This is a genomic window from Micromonospora sp. WMMA1996 (genome assembly GCF_002573675.1).
Taxonomy (GTDB): Bacteria; Actinomycetota; Actinomycetes; order Mycobacteriales; family Micromonosporaceae; genus Micromonospora; species Micromonospora sediminicola.
In genome coordinates, this window is the sequence record NZ_PDHU01000001.1 from 895,578 (window position 1) to 911,143 (window position 15,566).

The window sequence follows — 15,566 nt, forward strand, 5'->3', positions numbered from 1 at the left end:
TCGACGCGTCAGCGGTTGGGGCGCAGCGTCCAGGTGACGGTGAGCGCGGAGGTGACGGTGCCGTCCTCGGTGCCGATCTCCACCTCGACCGGGAACTCGGGCCGCGTGCCGGCGTCCAGCTCGGCCAGCACGTCGGCGGGCGGACGCCCGAGCCGCGCGGTGGCCCGCACCGGCCCCATCGCCACCTTGAGGTAGCGGATGGTCGCGGTCACGGCCAGGGGTACGGCCCGGTCGAGCACCTGCCCGAACGCGGCCAGGACCACCGCACCGGAGGCGGTCTCACCCAGCGTGAACATGGCGCCGGCGTGCGGGCCGCCCACGTGGTTGTGGTGCGCCGGGTCGTCGGGGAGGCGGACCACGGCCCGGACCCCACCCTCGGCCTCGGGCGCCACCTCGACGATTTCGATTCCGAGCGTGCGGGCGAACGGCACGGCTTCGAGGAGACCGGCCGCCACCTGGCGAGAGTCGATGGACATGCCCGAACGCTACTCGCCAGTAACAACACGGGCAAGACACGCTGGCTCAATGTCTCTTTGTAAAAGCCATCGGCCCACGATGAGGGGTAAAGTTGTCTCCAACAAAGAGACATTAGGACCTTAGATGATCTACGCCACCCCCCACCTCGACGACCACGACCGGAGCGTCCTGGCCGAGGTGCACGAGATGCGTCGCTCACTGGCCGACGTCCTCCGCACGCCACGACGCTGGACCGGTGGGCTGCGGCGCACGATGCTGGCCCGCGCCATTCTCGGCTCGAACAGCATCGAGGGTTATGTCGTCGCCGAGGACGACGCCGCAGCAGCGCTGGACGACGAGGAGCCGCTCAGCGCCGACGAGCGCACCTTCGCCGAGATCAGAGGCTATCGACAGGCTTTGGGTTACGTGCTGCAAACCGCCGGTGATCCGCACTTCCGCTTCGAACCGTCGGTGATCCGGAGCATGCACTACATGATGTTGTCCCATGACCTGGGCAAGAGCCCGGGGCAGTACCGCACCGGCCCGATCTACGTGCACGACGAGCGAACCGACGAACGGGTCTACGAGGGCGCAGACGCCGACGACGTGCCTCACCTCATGGACGAATTGGCCGATGACCTGCGGTCGGATGCCACTGCCTCACCGCTCGTCAAGGCGGCCATGGCGCATCTGAATCTCGTCATGATCCATCCGTTCCGGGACGGCAACGGACGGATGGCACGGGCACTGCAGACTCTGGTGCTCTCCCGGCGGGCGATCGTGGAGCCGGCCTTCTCCAGCATTGAGGAATGGCTGGGCAGCAACACGGAGGACTACTACCGGGTGCTGGCCGCGACCGGTCGTGGGCACTGGAATCCCGAAGGATCAGCACACCTCTGGGTGTCGTTCAATCTGCGAGCCCATCACATGCAGGCGCAGACGGTCGCCCGACGGTTCCAGGAAGCGTCCGGGATCTGGTCGGAACTGGACTCGATCGTCGCGGAGAGAAGGCTCCCCGAGCGGGTGACCGACCTGCTCTACGAGGCGGTCCTGGGATACCGCGTCCGGCGGTCCGGCTATGTCAAGCTCGCCGGCATCGAGGAACGGACCGCGACACGGGACCTGACCCACCTGGCCGAGCAGGGCCTGCTGGAAGCACGGGGTGAGCGGCGCGGACGGCACTACGTCGCCGGCTCCTCGCTGGTCGAACTACGCGCACGAGCCCGAGCGGGCAGGGCGCCGGTGAAGGATCCCTACCCGAAGATGCCGATCACTCTCGCGACCGAAGCCGCCTCGACCGACGTCGAGAAATCGTCGTGACGGTAGGCGACACCCCTCGATGTCACCTCCGCGGACGGCCGGCGGCGCCGTCCAGGACGGTGGTCAGGTTGCGCTGGAAGGTGTCCTCGGCGTCGAGGTGGGCGCCGTCGACGACGAGCCGGGCGACGGTGGGATAGCGGCCGGTGTCGAGCATGCGGGTCAGGTACGGGCCGTGGGCGGCCTGCCAGGCGGACAGGTCGGCCCCCGTCGCGCGGGCGGTGCGCCGCTCGGCGATCTCCCGGCGGAGCGCACCGACGAGGAACGCGTTGAGCGCGCCGAGGGCCCGCTGGAGGTCGTCCACGTCGCGTACCCCCGGGGCCTGACTGAGCGCCGCGGCGGTCGTCTCGGCCACGGCGAGCGCGTGCGGGCCCAGGTGGGGCCGCGCGCCGAGCAGGTCGGGGAACCATTCGTGGTCGAGCGCGGCGGCGCGGGTCCGGCGCATGACCGCCAGCACCGTGTCGCGCCATCCGCTGTGCCGGTCGGCGTCGGCGATCTGGGCGTAGACGGCGTCGACCATCAGGTCGAGCAGTTCGGACCGGTTCGCCACGTAGTCGTAGAGCCGCATCGGCCCGACGCCCAGCTCCTTGGCCAGCTTGCGGACCGACAACCCCTCCAGGCCGCCCGCGTCGGCGAGCCGGACGGCGGCGTCGGCGATCTGCGCGCGGGTCAGTGGCACCGGCGTCGCCCGCGGCCGGGGCTCGGGCCGTTCCCAGACCGGCAACGGCACGCTACCGTACGGTGTATCCACGAAATACAGTGTACGGCAAGGGAGGCGTGGATGCGCATCGCGATCGTCGGAGGGGGCCTGGGCGGCCTGACGCTGGCCCGGATCCTGCACCGGCACGGCATCGACGCCGTGGTCTACGAACGTGAGGCGACCCGGTCCGCACGGGCCTCGGGCGGCTCGCTCGACCTGCACCCGGAGTCGGGGCAGCGGGCCCTGGCCGACGCGGGGCTGACCGAGCGCTTCCGGTCCGAGGCGCGACCGCAGGGCGAGGAACACCGCATCCTCGACCCGGCCGGACGCACCCTCGTGCACCACAGGCCGGATCCGGGCTCCTTCGCCGGCCGCCCCGAGATCGACCGCGGGGCGCTCCGGGACCTCCTGCTCGACTCGCTCCCCGCCGACGCGGTGACCTGGCACCGGCGGCTCGTCGCCGTGTCACCGCACGCCGCCGGCGGCTTCGGGCTGACGTTCGACGGCGGTCACCGCGCCGACTGCGACCTCCTGATCGGCGCGGACGGCGCACGCTCGGTCGTCCGGTCGCTGCTGACCGACGCCGCACCGTCCGCCATCTCGACCCTGGTGGAGCTGACGATCCGGAACGCGGACCGGGACCACCCGGACGTCGCCGAGATGGTCGGCCCCGGCAACCTCTGGGGCATGGGCGCGCGGCGGGTCCTGTCCGCGCAACGCCTCGGCGACGGCCGCATCCGCGTCGGCGTCTCCCTACCGGCGGTGGACCACCCGGTCGACACCTACCGCAGCAAGCGCGCCCTGCTCGACCTGTTCGACGGCTGGCACCCCCGCCTCACCGCGCTCATCCACGCCGCCGACGGTTCGCCGGCGCCACGCACCATCGAGGCCATGTCCACCGACATCCGCTGGGCCCACCGCCCGGGCGTGACCCTGATCGGTGACGCCGCGCACCTCCTGCCACCGGTCGGCGAGGGTGCCAACCAGGCGATGCGCGACGCCGCCGACCTCGCCGCCCGCCTGGCCGCCGCGCCCGCCGACCCCGATGCGGCGATCCGGGCGTACGAGGAGGCGATGTTCGCCCGGATCCGCCCGATCGCCGAGATGTCGGCTCGGGTGCACGCGATGATGCTGTCCCCCACCGCCGCCGACGACATCGTCCGCTTCTTCACCCCGCGGCCCGCCGGGACCTGAGGGTCAACCCGCGCTGAGGTCGGTGCGGCGGACGAGCCACCAGACGGCGACGAGCGCCAGCGCCGTCAGGCCCAGGTAGCCGCCGGCGACGATCAGGTGGAACTCGGGGATCCGGCTGCCCGGCTGGTATTGCAGGTGCTGCTGGAGGTGGTGCTCGGCGAAGCAGGCGAAGGTCCGGCCGGTGCCGTTGTCGGGCGGGCAGAGCTGTTGCAGCTCGACGCCGCTCAGCTCGCGCCCGGAGGCGTCGAACGCGCCGGACGGCCCGTCGACCCCGTAGTCGATGATGCCGCCCTTGACCACCAGGGCGTTGTCGCGCAGCACGTCGAGGTTCGGCCCGCCGATGGGCCGGTGCGCGGTCAGCGGCTCGCGCAGCGTGGGGTAGCGCCACCGGACCAGGTAGGACAGGCCGACGAAGCCCACGATCACGCCGAACACGGCGGGGAGCGTGCGCCTGATCGCGGCGCCGAGCGCGGCTCCCACCGCGAACCAGCAGAGGCTGGTCACGGCCGGCAGCATCGCGGTGTTGACGAACGGCCCGTAGTCGAACAGGGTCACCGGGGCGAGCCGGGCCTGGAGTCGCTCCAGATGGTCGCTGACGCCGGCGACGGCCGAGGTCACGGCGGCCACGAACAGGCCGAGCAGCGCCAGCCTGGTCCACAGCCAGCGCTGCGGGGAGACGTCCTGACTCCAGGCCAGCAGCAGGGTGCGCTGCTCGTGCTCCCTGGTCAGCACCGGGACGCCGACGAACACGCCGATCAGCAGCGGCATCCACTGCACCACCAACGACAGGGCGGCCAGGGTCATGACCAGGGGGGACGATCCCCCGAGCCGCCGGCCCTGCGGCGAGTCCTCCGGGCAGAACGTCTCGTGGCACTGGTGCCACAGGCTGGTCAGCTCCACCGACAGGTAGGTCATCCAGCCCACCAGGACCGCCGCCAGGATCAACGTGCCGATCAGGGTCCAGCGGTGCTGACGCCAGGTCAGCCAGAGCAGACCGCGTACGCCACCGGCGTACCCGAGGTCGTCCTGGTGGCTCGCGGCGGTGGACACCTCGGTGGCCTGGCTCATGCGGCTGCCTCCCGCTCGTGCGGCGCCCGGGACGATGCCCGGAGGTAGGTCAGGATCAGCTCGTCCAGGGCGACGGGCTGGACGGTCCAGCCGGGTGCCACGACGGCGTGCGCCGTCGGTGCCGCCGGCCGCCGGACGACGAAGGTGGACTGGCGTTCGGTGTGCTGCGCCTGAACGACCGTGCCCGGGCCGGGCGGCTGGTCGGCGCGGGGTCCGGTCATCCGGACGTGGCCGTCGAGCAGGTCCTCGACGTCGCCGGTGAGCACGGGCCGACCCGCGTCGAGCAGCAGCAGGTGGTCACCGACGCCGCTCAGCTCGGCGATGATGTGCGTCGACAGCATGACCGTCATGTCGTCCTCGGCGGCCTCCGCCATCAACTCGCCGGTCACCTCGGTGCGGGCCACCGGGTCCAGGTTGGCGAGGGGTTCGTCCAGCAGCAGCACCGCCGGGCGGGAGCCCAGCGCGACCGCCAACGCGACCTGCGCCCGCTGCCCGCCGGACAGCTTGCCGCAGCGCCGGTCCAGGGGGACGTCGAAGCGCCTCAGCCACGACAGCGCGCGCCGCTGGTCCCACACGCGGTTGGTCGACCGGCCGAAGCGGAGCATGTCCGACACGGTGAAGTCGCGGTAGAGCGGCTTGTCCTGAGCCAGGATCGCGACCCTGCTCCCCCCGTCGGTGGACCGGCCCCGCGCCACCGGCCGGCCGTGCACGAGCAGCGTGCCGCCGGTGGCCGCCAACGTGCCGGCGATGATGCTCAGCAGCGTCGACTTGCCCGCGCCGTTCGCGCCGACCAGCGCGACGATCCGGTTCGCCGGCAACGCGAAGTCGCACTCCCGCAGCGCCCACACCGCGCCGTAGCGCCGGCTGAGGTCGCGGGCCTCGACGGCGACCGGCTGGCCGCTCACGCCGCGCCCTCCTTGTTCCGGAGCGCCTCGTTCTCCCCGATCACCGAGGCGAGCAGCGCCTGGACGTCCTCGTCCTCCAGGCCGGCCTCCCGGGCCTGGCCGAGCCACCGGGCCAGGCTGCCCCGCAGTCGGGCCATGACATGGGGATCGGCGTGGCCGAGCGTCCCGCTGACGAAGGTGCCCGCCCCCTGCCGCGCCTCCACCAGGCCGGACAGCTCCAGCTCCCGGTAGGCCTTGAGCACGGTGGTCGGGTTGACCGTGCACGACGTCACCACGCTGCGCACGGTGGGGAGTTGGTCCCCGGGCCGCAACGTCCCGATCCGCAGCGCCTCGCGGACCTGACGCACCAGCTGGGCGTACGCGGGGACGCTGCTGGACCGGTCGACATGAAAGTTGATCACACTGGTGACCCTCCGTCAGATTGTTATGGTTAAGTAGAACACCAGCCAAGCGGTATGGCAACGCCCGCACGGCGTTTCGGCGACCGCCGACTCCGGGTAGCCAGACGCCATGAACCGCGATCTCGCACGCGGGCTGACGGTGGCGTGGGCCCTGCCGGAGTTCCGCGACGGGCTGCGCCACCTCGTCGACCTCGACGAGGTGACCGTGCTGCTGGCCGCGCTGTCACTCCCGGACCGCGACCGCGAGGTCGAGCGGAGCCTGCTGGGCCTGCTGCGCTCCGGCCTGGAGACCACCGAGGTCCGGGAGGCGGTGTTGCTGCTGCTGGAGCGGGACACCGTACGCCGGCCGCTCGTCGCCGCGGCGGTGGAGCCGATCGCCGACCGGCCGGCCCAGGTCACCGCCGTCACGTCGGCGGCGGAAGACCCCGCGGTACGGCGGGAGATGCGGGCCGTGCTGGACAGCGCCGACGTGCGCGAGCTGATCTGGCGGGCGGTCGACGACCAGGTGCGCGACAACCGGTTCGGCCTGATCCGTCGGGCGGCGGTGCTGTTCGTCCGGCACCCGAGCGCGCGGCGCCTGGCGTGGGCGCTGCGCCGACACGGCGTGCTCCGCGAACTACGCCGTGGGTGAGGCCCGGTGCTGCTCGGGTCAGGTCAGGAAGCCGTGCTGTACCCGTATCCCATGGCGGGGATGACCGGGCCGAGAGCTTCCTCGATGGATCTGCGGGTCTCGTCGTCGAACGGGTCGGCGCGATGCGTCAGCCGGTGCGACTGGAACGTGGACGCGGTGACGACGTCGTCCACCCCGAGCCGTGCGAACAGGGCGCGCCGCTGCCCGGGCCAGTCGGCGGCCAGGTCCTCCGCCTTCACCTCGACGTAACGCCGGCCCGCCAGGTCGGCCGTCTGCTTCCAGGTCAGCCACCGGTGATAGACCGGCTTGAGGTAGGCGAGCACGCCGTCCACGGTCGGCGGCGCCCACGGCTGGTCCAGGTGGGAGGCGAGCACCGAGACCGGGTGACGCGTGATGTGCACGATGGTCGCCTCGGGCACCAGCTCCCAGAGGAAGTCCATGTTGAGCAGGTTGAACGGCGTCTTCTCGCACCAGGTCGGCTTGCCCGCGTCGGCGGCCGCCCCACCGAACAGGGTGTCGACCAGGCCCCGGAGGATCGCCACCAGATCGCTCCGGTCACGGAAGTATCGGGGCAGCACCCGCCGGCGACTCACCGGCGCGAACGGTCCCGCGGGCCGGTCGCCGTTCCCGAACCCCTCCCGCGGCGCGGGTTCGTCGTACGCTTCCGCGATCAACTGGGGCCAGAGCTGGTGTACGGCGTCCCGGTAGCACCGCTCGCCGACCAACTCGGGGACGGTCCTGCCACGATCGTCCCGCCGGCCGGGCAGTCGCACGGTGAGGAATTCGGCGAGTCGCCGCAGGGCGTCCTCGGCCACGACCGGGTCGTACCGATAGGTGAGCGCGTCGGTCAGGTCCCGCAGGCCACCCGGGTCGACGAGGAACCTGGTCTCCATGGGGATCCGGTGGATCAACGGGTGCTGGCCGATGATGTCGGCGATCCGTGACGTTCCCGAACGGCCCGTACCGGCGACGAAGACCGGAAAGGGGGACGGCATGGCAGGTAGTCAATCCCTGCGCCCGGCGGTCCGGCAACCGAGTTGTCGGCCCGGGTGCCCCACGGGCGGCGCGCACATGCTCCACTCGACACGACGGCTCGCAGCGACCGGGACGGGGGCGGACATGGCCGAAGGCACCCGCGCGGACCTGCTCGGCCACCTGGCCGACGCGGTCGGAGCGGTCACCGTGGCGCACCCGACCCGCGTCGCGGTCGACGGGCCGCCGGCCACCGGCAAGACCACGCTCGCCGACGAGCTGGCGGCGGTCCTGCGCGCACGAGGCCGAACCGTCATCCGGGCCACGGTCGACGACTTCCTCTTCCCCAGGGCGCTGCGCTACCGGCGCGGCGAGTACTCGGCCGAGGGCTGCTACGTCGACACCCACGACCACAGGTCGCTGCGCCGGGTCCTGCTCGATCCGCTCGGCCCGGGTGGGGATCGACGCTTCCAGCACGCGGTCTACGACCACCGCACCGACACGGTGCTCACCCCGCCGGTCATGACCGCACCCGCCGACGCCGTGCTGATCGTCGACGGCGTCTTCCTCCTGCGGCCGGAACTGGTCGACCGGTGGGAGCTGCGCGTCTTCGTGTCGACCGCGCCCGACCGGACCGTGGACCGTGCGGTGGTCCGGGAGCGCCACGTGTCGACCCGGGCCGACGTCGAACGGCGGTGGCGCGAGCGCTACCTCCCCGCCCAGCGGCTCTACCTCGCCCGGGCCTGCCCGACGGAGCACGCCGACGTCGTCGTGCACAACGACGACCCGCGGCAACCGGCCTGGCAGACCCGGACCTCCCCCGCCCCGCGCTCCTCGGGTGGCAGGCTGGCGACCATGGACAGGAAGCAGGTGGCCGACTGGGTCGCGGCGTACGAACAGGCGTGGCGGACACCGGGAACGGCGGCGCTCGCCTCGATCTTCACGGACGATGCGAGCTACCGGCAGGGGCCGTACCGGGAACCGGTCGTCGGCCTTCCCGCCATCGCCCGGATGTGGGAGAGCGAGCGCGAGGGACCCGACGAGGTCTTCGACATGACCGCGGAGATCGTCGCCGTCGACGGCGACACCGGGGTCGTCCGGGTGCGGGTGCGCTACGGCGACCCGGCCGACCAGGAGTGGCAGGATCTGTGGATCATGCGGTTCGCCGAGGACGGCCGGTGCAGGTCCTTCGAGGAGTGGCCGTTCGCGCCGGGACAACGGAGCACCGACGCCGGGTGAGGCCGACACCGTTGCCCGGTCGTGTCACCCGCGAGACCTTCGCTGCCTACGCTCCGGGACATGCGATCCCGTGTGGCCACGACGGCGGCGACGGTGGTCACCGTGCTGTCGGGGCTGCTCACCCTGCTCGGCTGTCTGAGTTGCCTGCCGTTCCTCGCGCCCACCGCACCGTGTCCGAACGACACTGCGGACTCCTTCCAACAGGCGCAGATTGTCCTTTTCCTGCTCAGCGTGGTGATGCTGCTGGCAGCGGCCCTGTCGATCGCGCTTGCCTGGGGCGGCAGGTGGAGCCACTTCCCGAACCCCTGGCCGTGGCTCGCGGTCTCGGTGCTCGCCATGGTCCTGAGCGCGAGCATGACGATTCCGATCGAGCGGATCGGTTCGTGCTGAGGGTCGCCAGGTCACGCGAAGACGCGTCGGTGGGACCGGCTGGCTGACACAGATCGCCCAGCGGCGACGGCGACTCAGGTCAGGAGCGCTTGGTGTACGCGACGAAAGCCGCCCAGCTATCCGCCGTGAACGTCAGCGCGGGCCCCTGCCGGTCCTTGCTGTCGCGGACCCCGACCACGCCGGGCAGGTTGTCCGCCACCTCGACGCAGTCACCGGAGTTGCCGCTGCTGCGGGTGCTCTTCCGCCAGGTCGCGCCGGTCAGCTCCATCGTTTCGCCGCCTCCGAGATCGCCGCCAGGGTCGCCCCGTGCGGCATCGCCTCCGCGCGGACGGACTCCCAGGTCTGCCGCAGCGAGTTTACGTCCGCCGTCCGCTCCACAATGGTGCCGTGCAACTGATTGTCGAGGTAGCCCACATCGTCACCGTCCGCCGGGATGGCGAGCACGAACGCACCGTTCAACCCCGGGTAAGCGCCGACGGTCTCCGGCACCAGGTGCAGGTGGATCCGCGGTCGACGGCCCATCTCGACCAGATGCGTCAACTGCTCCCGCATCACCTTCGGCCCTCCGACCGGGCGGGCCAGGACCGAGTGGTCGAGCACCGCGACGAACTGCGGCGGCGCGGGCCGGTCCAGCACCGCCTGCCGAGCCAGTCGAGCGGCCACCTGCTGTTCCAGCGCCTCGCCGACAAGCGGGCTCGCACCCTCATGCAACGCCCGGGCGTACTCCTCGGTCTGTAGCAGGCCCGGGACCACCAGCGGTTGGAAGCTGCGCAGCGCGGACGCCTCCTGCTCGATGCTCACCCACTCGCGGAACCACGGCATCAGCGCCTCCCGCACCAGCGCGTCCCGGATGCGCACCAGCAGCCCGCCGCCGTGCAACACCTCGTCGCAACGCTCGGTGAACTCGGCGCGCGGCGCGCGTCGGCACTGCTCGACGGCCGCGACCAGCGAGGCGGAATAGCTCACCCGCTCGCCCAGCGCCTCCTGGGTCAGCCCCGCATCGGTGCGTAACCGCCGCAGCTCACCGGCGAAGAGGTCCCACAACGGCACACGGATCATCTGCACACCTCTGCACACGGCTGCACACGGAAGTCGGCCGGTCGGACGGCCGGGACGGTGGGGGCGGAACGCCTTCCGACCCTAGCCACGCGGTGACGACACTGTCACGCAGTGGAGCCGAACTCGTCCGGTTCCCGCTACCGAGAGGAGCGCCCGTGATCAGCCACCAGCTCGGGCAGCCACCGGACGGGCCGGCGGCGGACCGCCCCCGCCCGTACCCCTGCACGCCACCCCGCACACGCCGCTGCGTCCGATGTGGTGCTGCCGGGCCTGCGGCCGGCCGTGGCCGTGCCCGCTGGCCCGCCTGCTGCTCAGGAACGAGTACGAGGACAACCGGATCGGCCTGGCCATCTACCTGTGCGGGCTGCTCTACGAGGCGACGCGCGACCTCTACCGGCTCAATCCCGACGACGCGCCGTCGCCGACCGAGATGTTCACCCGGTTCGTCGCCTGGGGCCCGCACCGCCGCCCGATCGTCGCGCCGCCCGGCGGGTGGTAGGCGTCATCGCGGAGGCTGCATGGCCTGCGCGATGGCGAGCGTGTGCTGGTACTCGCGCCAGTGGGCGAGCTTGCCGTCCCGGGTCCGCAGCACCCCGATGAACGGCGCCGAAGCGGTCACCCCGGTCGTCGTGTGCGTGCCGACCAGTTCGTATTCGACCACGATCACGTCGGGGTCGACGGTCTCGTGCACGACCACGTTGCGGCAGTCGTCGAACCGGACCGGGAACTCCGCCCGAGCGGCTCGGGTCCAGTCGAGGACCTGCCGCTTCCCCTCGGTGCGCGTCGGGTGACCGGGTGCGGCGAACGGCGTCTCGATCACCACGTCGTCGGCGAGGGAGTCCGCCTCGTAGGTGGGCAGGTTCGCGAGCCACCGGGCTCGCATGCGGTCGAAGACCTCGGCTGGCGTCATGTCCGCCTCCTGGATAATGAGCGATGACTCGACTTGTCCCCGACAATAATGAGTGGAGACTCACTTTGGTAGAGGGATCGTCGCTACGCGCCGACGCGCAGCGCAACCGGGCACGCATCCTCGACGCCGCCGAGGCGGTCTTCGCCGAGTTCGGCACGCGCGCCTCCACCGAGGAGGTGGCCCGGCGGGCGGGCCTCGCCATCGGCACGGTCTTCCGCCACTTTCCCACCAAGGACGACCTGCTCGCCGCGATCATGAAAAGGCTGCTCGCGCAGCTCGTCGAGGAGGCCGCGGAGCGCGACCTCCTCGCGTTCTTCAGGCACGTGGTGGCCCAGGCCGCGGCGAAGAAGGCCGCTGTCGACCTGCTCGCCGGATCCGGGATCGACATCCGGGTTCCGGACGCGCTGGGCCACCTCAGCGACGCGGTGGGGAGGCTGCTGACCCAGGCCCAGGACGCCGGGGCGGTAGCCGCGTCGGTCCGGCTGCCCGAGGTGATGGCGCTGCTGGCCAGCCTGTGTCAGGGCGCCCTGCACGGCGGGTGGGACGACCACCTGCAAGCCCGCACACTCGCGGTTGTCTTCGCCGGCCTGAAGGGGTGTTAACAGGGGCCCCCTCCTATGCAGAATGCGTTAACAGGGGGCCCCTCCTTACATCTCAGCGCCAGCCGACGTCGATGCGGTCGCCGCGCTCGTCGAAGAAGTGCAGCGCGTCCATCCGCACCTGCACCGCGAGCGGGTGCCCGGAGGCCACCTGCGGGTACGGCGCCAGCCGTACCGCCAGCTCCGCCGGGCGGCGGTGGTGCCGGCCCGGGTCGGGCAGCACGCTGGTGCGGTTGCCACCGCCACCGCCGTTGGGTGCGGGGGCCGCGGCGGGCGCGGACTCCGCCGCGCGACCGGTCAGCCGCTGCATCACCTGGCCGAACCGGCGCAGGCTGCGCTGCCCGGGTGCGGCCCGCTCGACCGGGGTGCCCATCTCGTCGACCACGATCGCGGTGGCGCCGATGTCGAGGAAGGCCAGCGACTCGTGGCCGTGGTGCTCCAGGTAGCGGATCCGGCCGTGCAGCACGTCGCCCGGGGTGTCCGGGGCGACCGGGGTGAGCGCCTCGGCCCGCATGCCGACCACGATCCGCTCGCCGTGGTAGTGCGCCACGGCCCGGCTGCGGATGTCGTCCCACGGCAGGTAGAGCGCCTGCTCACCGAGGTTCAGCGCGACGTACCGGTCGAGGTGGACGTAGACGGACGCCTCCAGCAGGTTCATCCGGGGGCTGCCCAGGAAGGCGGCGACGTAGAGCGTGGCCGGCCGGCCGTACACCTGGGTGGGGGTGCCCACGTCCTGGAGCACGCCCTTGCGCATGATGGCGACCCGGTCGGCCATGGTGAGCGCCTCGGCCTGGTCGTGGGTGACGTAGATGGTGGTGACGCCCAGCTCGCGGGTGAGGCCGGAGATCTCCGCCCGCAGCTCGGCGCGGAGCCCGCTGTCCAGGTTGGACAACGGCTCGTCCATCAGGAAGAGGCCGGGGCGGCGCACTATCGCCCGGCCCATGGCGACCCGCTGCCGCTGGCCGCCGGAGAGCTGGCTGGGCTTGCGCGCGAGCACGTCGCCGATGCCCAGCGCGCCGGCCACGTCCTGGATCCGCTCGCCACGCGGCCCGGGCTCGACCCCGGAGAGCCGCAACGGGAAGCCGATGTTGTCACCGACGGTCATGTGCGGATAGAGCGCGAAGTCCTGGAAGACCATGGCGATCTTCCGGTCCCGCGGCGGCAGGTCGTTGGCGAGTTCACCACCGAGCATGACCGCGCCGGAGGTGGGATCCTCCAGCCCGGCCACCATCCGCAGCACGGTGGACTTGCCGCAGCCCGACGGGCCGAGCAGCACCATGAACTCGCCGTCGTTGACGTCCAGATTGATGGTGTCGACCGCGATCGTTCCGTCCTGGAACACCTTGGTGACATCCTTGAGCGCGACGGTGGTCACCGTCACCTCCCCAGTCGCTCGCCCGAACCCGGCAATGACTGTGACCAGGATCATCGGATCCGCACATCGGGTAAACGTGCCATGTTCGTCTCGTGACAGTCCTATTAAGCGGTCTTCGCCGGACCTCACCGTTAAGTGACCGGCCAGTAACCGTTTTTCACGCCGGTTCGTGGAGAAAGACCCGCCGGACCACCCGCTCGGCGGCGTGCCCGTCGTCGAGCGCGCAGAACCGGTCCCGGAACGCCGCCCGCGCGCGCCGCGCCGTCTCGTCGTCGACCGCGCCGGAGCGGAACACGTCGAGCAGCCCGGGAAAGTCCACCGCCACCGCACCCGGCGGTTCGGCCAGCAGGTCGAAGTAGACGCCCCGGGCCACCCGGTAGGCGTCCCAGTCCGGGGCGTAGACCACGATCGGCCGGTCCAGCACGCCATAGTCGAACATCGCCGAGGAGTAGTCGGTGACCAGCACGTCGGCGGCCAGATAGAGGTCCTCCACCCGGTCGTGGGCGCTCACGTCCAGCACGCCGTCCGCCGCCGGTCCCCCCGGGTGACGCTCCCGGTCGTGGAAGTAGTGGCTGCGCATCAGCAGCCGTCCGGCGGGGCCGAGCACGTCGCGCATCCGGTCCGGGTCGAACGGTGGCCGCCAGCCGGGCAGGTGCTCGCGGTGCGTCGGCGCGTAGAGCACCACGTACTCGTCGGCTCCCAGGCCGAGCGCGGCGCGGGCCCGGCGGCACTCCTCGGGCGTCGCCCGGACCAGCCGGTCGTTGCGCGGGTAGCCGACCTCCAGCGTGGTGTAGTCCGCCGGGTACGCCCGCTCCCACATCTGCGTCGAGAAGCTGTTCGAGGTGATGCTGTAGTCCCAGCGGTCCACCCGGCGCAGCAGCCCGGCGAAGTTCATCCCCATCGCGCCGACCGGGAAGCGCTGCTGGTCCAACCCCATCACCTTGACCGGCGTGCCGTGGTGGGTCTGCACGTGCACCGAACCCTGGCGCTTGCGGACGAAGTCCGGGAAGTTGACGTTGTTGACCAGCCAGTGCGCCCGGGCCAGCACCCGGTGGTACTCCCGCGTCCCGGCGATCACGTACTCCACCCCCGGCGGCAACGCGGCCACCCGGTCCCGCCGCACGATCCACACCCCGCGCACCTGCGGCGCGAGCCGCCGCGCGGCCTCGTAGATCGCGGCCGGGTTGCACGAGTAACCGCGGTACCAGTAGGCCGCGTAGACCGCCAGCGTCGGGTCGATCGGCCGGCGCAGCTCGGCCCGGTAGTACTCGCGCAACGCGGTGTCCCGCGCCCGCCGGGCGGTACGCCGGACCACCGGCGCCACCCGCCGGCGGGCTCCCACGGCGGTCCGCCGGGCGACCTCCCCCGCCTGGTGGGCCTCGCGCAACGCGCTGAACGTCCGCCACCGCCCGGCCGCCACCAGGCGGTGCTTGAGCCCCTCCACGCCCGGCGGGACCGGATAACCCTCGGGCGGCAGGAAGCGGACGTAGTCGGCGTGCATCTGGGCGAAGAACGGGGCCCGCAGTTCCGGCGCGATCCGGTCGCCGTTGCCGAGCACGGTCAGGTGGTGCCAGACCATCCGCTCGAAGATCGCCGGCCGCAGCCCGGCCACCGCCGGACCCCACCGGTCCATCAGCCGGAACACCCGGTGCCACTGGGCGAACACCTCGAAGTGCCGGTCGCCCCGGGTCCGGGTGATCGCCCCGGTGCGGCGCTGCCGGTAGTTCAGGCAGACCCGGTCCAGCACCCCGATCCGGTCGGCCGCCATCAACGCCGGATAGCTGAACGAGACGTCCTCGTACCAGCCCGGCTCGAAGCGGAGCCCGCGTTCGACCAGGAACTCCCGGCGGACCAGGCGGTTCCAGGCGGTGTGCAGCAGCCGCAGCGTCTCCGGCCGGTCCCGCAGCGCGAACGTGGTCGCGCCGGGTGGCTCCGGGAAGACGTCACGCATGGCGCTGCGGGTGCCGACGTTGTTCCAGTGCGCCCGGACGTGGTCCACCAGCAGCACGTCCGGGCGGGTGTCGCGGAGCCGGTCGGCGACGTGCGGCAGGCAGCCGGGCACCAGCCAGTCGTCCCCGTCGACGAACCACACGTACTCGCCGACGGCCCGGTCCAGCCCGATGTTGCGGGCCGGACCGAGCCCGACGTTCTCGGCGAGCCGGACCGGGTGGACCCGGGCGTCGCGGGCCGCGTACTCGGCCAGGATCTCGCCGCTGTCGTCCGGGGACGCGTCGTCCACCCCGATCACCTCGAGGTCGCCGAACGGCTGGTCGAGGATCGAGTCGAGACACTCCCGCAGGTAGCCCTGCACCCGGTAGGCCGGCACGACGAAGCTGATCAGCGTCATCCC

The 15,566-nt window shown here is 71.9% G+C and carries 18 protein-coding genes and 1 pseudogene; 8 read left to right on the top strand and 11 right to left on the bottom strand.

All coding sequences use genetic code 11. The features are described from left to right. Positions 1 to 8 precede the first annotated feature (8 nt). Complete coding sequence (locus COO58_RS04360) at positions 9 to 476, bottom strand: DUF4442 domain-containing protein (protein WP_091583186.1); 468 nt, start codon at positions 474 to 476, stop codon at positions 9 to 11. Positions 477 to 600: 124 nt separating this feature from the next. Between COO58_RS04360 and COO58_RS04365 the strand changes: the two genes are divergently transcribed. Continuing rightward, a complete protein-coding gene (locus tag COO58_RS04365; protein WP_098743921.1) occupies positions 601 to 1,776 on the top strand; it encodes a Fic family protein in 1,176 nt (391 codons plus the stop codon). A gap of 22 nt (positions 1,777 to 1,798) precedes the next feature. Here the strand turns inward: COO58_RS04365 and COO58_RS04370 are convergent, their stop codons facing one another. After that, positions 1,799 to 2,524 (bottom strand): TetR/AcrR family transcriptional regulator, encoded by a 726-nt coding sequence (locus tag COO58_RS04370; RefSeq protein ID WP_255292515.1) that lies wholly within the window; start codon positions 2,522 to 2,524, stop codon positions 1,799 to 1,801. Positions 2,525 to 2,554: 30 nt separating this feature from the next. Here COO58_RS04370 and COO58_RS04375 point away from each other — a divergent pair, with 30 nt between their 5' ends. After that, positions 2,555 to 3,667, top strand: coding sequence for an NAD(P)/FAD-dependent oxidoreductase (locus COO58_RS04375; RefSeq protein ID WP_098746087.1), 1,113 nt, complete (start codon positions 2,555 to 2,557; stop codon positions 3,665 to 3,667). 3 nt (positions 3,668 to 3,670) lie between these two features. Here the strand turns inward: COO58_RS04375 and COO58_RS04380 are convergent, their stop codons facing one another. From COO58_RS04380 to COO58_RS04390, 3 genes are read right to left on the bottom strand one after another with little or no spacing between them, the layout of a single operon-like run. Then, positions 3,671 to 4,735, bottom strand: a complete 1,065-nt coding sequence (locus COO58_RS04380; protein ID WP_098743923.1) for an ABC transporter permease — start codon at positions 4,733 to 4,735, stop codon at positions 3,671 to 3,673. Next, entirely contained in the window at positions 4,732 to 5,640 is a 909-nt protein-coding gene (locus tag COO58_RS04385; protein ID WP_098743924.1) for an ABC transporter ATP-binding protein, read from the bottom strand. The genes COO58_RS04380 and COO58_RS04385 overlap by 4 nt, the downstream gene beginning before the upstream one ends. Next, positions 5,637 to 6,041, bottom strand: coding sequence for a GntR family transcriptional regulator (locus COO58_RS04390; RefSeq protein ID WP_098743926.1), 405 nt, complete (start codon positions 6,039 to 6,041; stop codon positions 5,637 to 5,639). Before COO58_RS04390 ends, COO58_RS04385 begins: the two co-directional genes overlap by 4 nt. A 109-nt stretch (positions 6,042 to 6,150) precedes the next feature. Between COO58_RS04390 and COO58_RS04395 the strand changes: the two genes are divergently transcribed. Continuing rightward, positions 6,151 to 6,672 carry a hypothetical protein gene (locus tag COO58_RS04395; RefSeq protein WP_098743928.1) on the top strand — a complete coding sequence of 174 codons (522 nt, stop codon included), beginning with the start codon at positions 6,151 to 6,153 and terminating at the stop codon, positions 6,670 to 6,672. 23 nt (positions 6,673 to 6,695) lie between these two features. Here the strand turns inward: COO58_RS04395 and COO58_RS04400 are convergent, their stop codons facing one another. Next, complete coding sequence (locus COO58_RS04400) at positions 6,696 to 7,667, bottom strand: sulfotransferase (protein WP_255292516.1); 972 nt, start codon at positions 7,665 to 7,667, stop codon at positions 6,696 to 6,698. 124 nt (positions 7,668 to 7,791) lie between these two features. On the opposite strand from COO58_RS04400, the pseudogene COO58_RS04405 reads away from it, so the two are divergent. The 3 genes and pseudogenes from COO58_RS04405 to COO58_RS04415 all read left to right on the top strand — a co-directional run. After that, positions 7,792 to 8,457, top strand: a pseudogene (locus tag COO58_RS04405) (hypothetical protein); the annotation flags it as partial. Between the two features lie 42 nt (positions 8,458 to 8,499). Beyond that, positions 8,500 to 8,883, top strand: coding sequence for a nuclear transport factor 2 family protein (locus tag COO58_RS04410; RefSeq protein ID WP_098746093.1), 384 nt, complete (start codon positions 8,500 to 8,502; stop codon positions 8,881 to 8,883). Positions 8,884 to 8,943: 60 nt separating this feature from the next. Next, positions 8,944 to 9,273: a hypothetical protein gene (locus tag COO58_RS04415; RefSeq protein WP_141561855.1), complete on the top strand. Its 330-nt coding sequence runs from the start codon at positions 8,944 to 8,946 to the stop codon at positions 9,271 to 9,273. 79 nt (positions 9,274 to 9,352) lie between these two features. On the opposite strand, the gene COO58_RS04420 is transcribed toward COO58_RS04415, so the two are convergent. Both COO58_RS04420 and COO58_RS04425 read right to left on the bottom strand, forming a co-directional pair. Beyond that, positions 9,353 to 9,541 carry a DUF397 domain-containing protein gene (locus COO58_RS04420; RefSeq protein ID WP_098743931.1) on the bottom strand — a complete coding sequence of 63 codons (189 nt, stop codon included), beginning with the start codon at positions 9,539 to 9,541 and terminating at the stop codon, positions 9,353 to 9,355. Continuing rightward, entirely contained in the window at positions 9,532 to 10,332 is an 801-nt protein-coding gene (locus COO58_RS04425) for a helix-turn-helix transcriptional regulator (RefSeq protein WP_098746095.1), read from the bottom strand. The genes COO58_RS04420 and COO58_RS04425 overlap by 10 nt, the downstream gene beginning before the upstream one ends. Before the next feature lie 253 nt (positions 10,333 to 10,585). Here COO58_RS04425 and COO58_RS04430 point away from each other — a divergent pair, with 253 nt between their 5' ends. Beyond that, a complete protein-coding gene (locus COO58_RS04430) occupies positions 10,586 to 10,831 on the top strand; it encodes a hypothetical protein (protein WP_369700168.1) in 246 nt (81 codons plus the stop codon). Between the two features lie 3 nt (positions 10,832 to 10,834). On the opposite strand, the gene COO58_RS04435 is transcribed toward COO58_RS04430, so the two are convergent. Continuing rightward, the gene (locus COO58_RS04435; protein ID WP_098743933.1) at positions 10,835 to 11,242 is read right to left on the bottom strand and encodes a nuclear transport factor 2 family protein; all 408 of its coding nucleotides are present in this window, start codon (positions 11,240 to 11,242) and stop codon (positions 10,835 to 10,837) included. 65 nt (positions 11,243 to 11,307) lie between these two features. Between COO58_RS04435 and COO58_RS04440 the strand changes: the two genes are divergently transcribed. Next, a complete protein-coding gene (locus COO58_RS04440; RefSeq protein ID WP_255292517.1) occupies positions 11,308 to 11,844 on the top strand; it encodes a TetR/AcrR family transcriptional regulator in 537 nt (178 codons plus the stop codon). Positions 11,845 to 11,896: 52 nt separating this feature from the next. Here the strand turns inward: COO58_RS04440 and COO58_RS04445 are convergent, their stop codons facing one another. Together COO58_RS04445 and COO58_RS04450 are read right to left on the bottom strand one after the other, a co-directional pair. Continuing rightward, positions 11,897 to 13,216, bottom strand: coding sequence for an ABC transporter ATP-binding protein (locus COO58_RS04445; RefSeq protein ID WP_091584281.1), 1,320 nt, complete (start codon positions 13,214 to 13,216; stop codon positions 11,897 to 11,899). Positions 13,217 to 13,373: 157 nt separating this feature from the next. Then, positions 13,374 to 15,563, bottom strand: a complete 2,190-nt coding sequence (locus COO58_RS04450; RefSeq protein WP_098743936.1) for a bifunctional glycosyltransferase family 2 protein/CDP-glycerol:glycerophosphate glycerophosphotransferase — start codon at positions 15,561 to 15,563, stop codon at positions 13,374 to 13,376. Positions 15,564 to 15,566 lie beyond the last annotated feature (3 nt).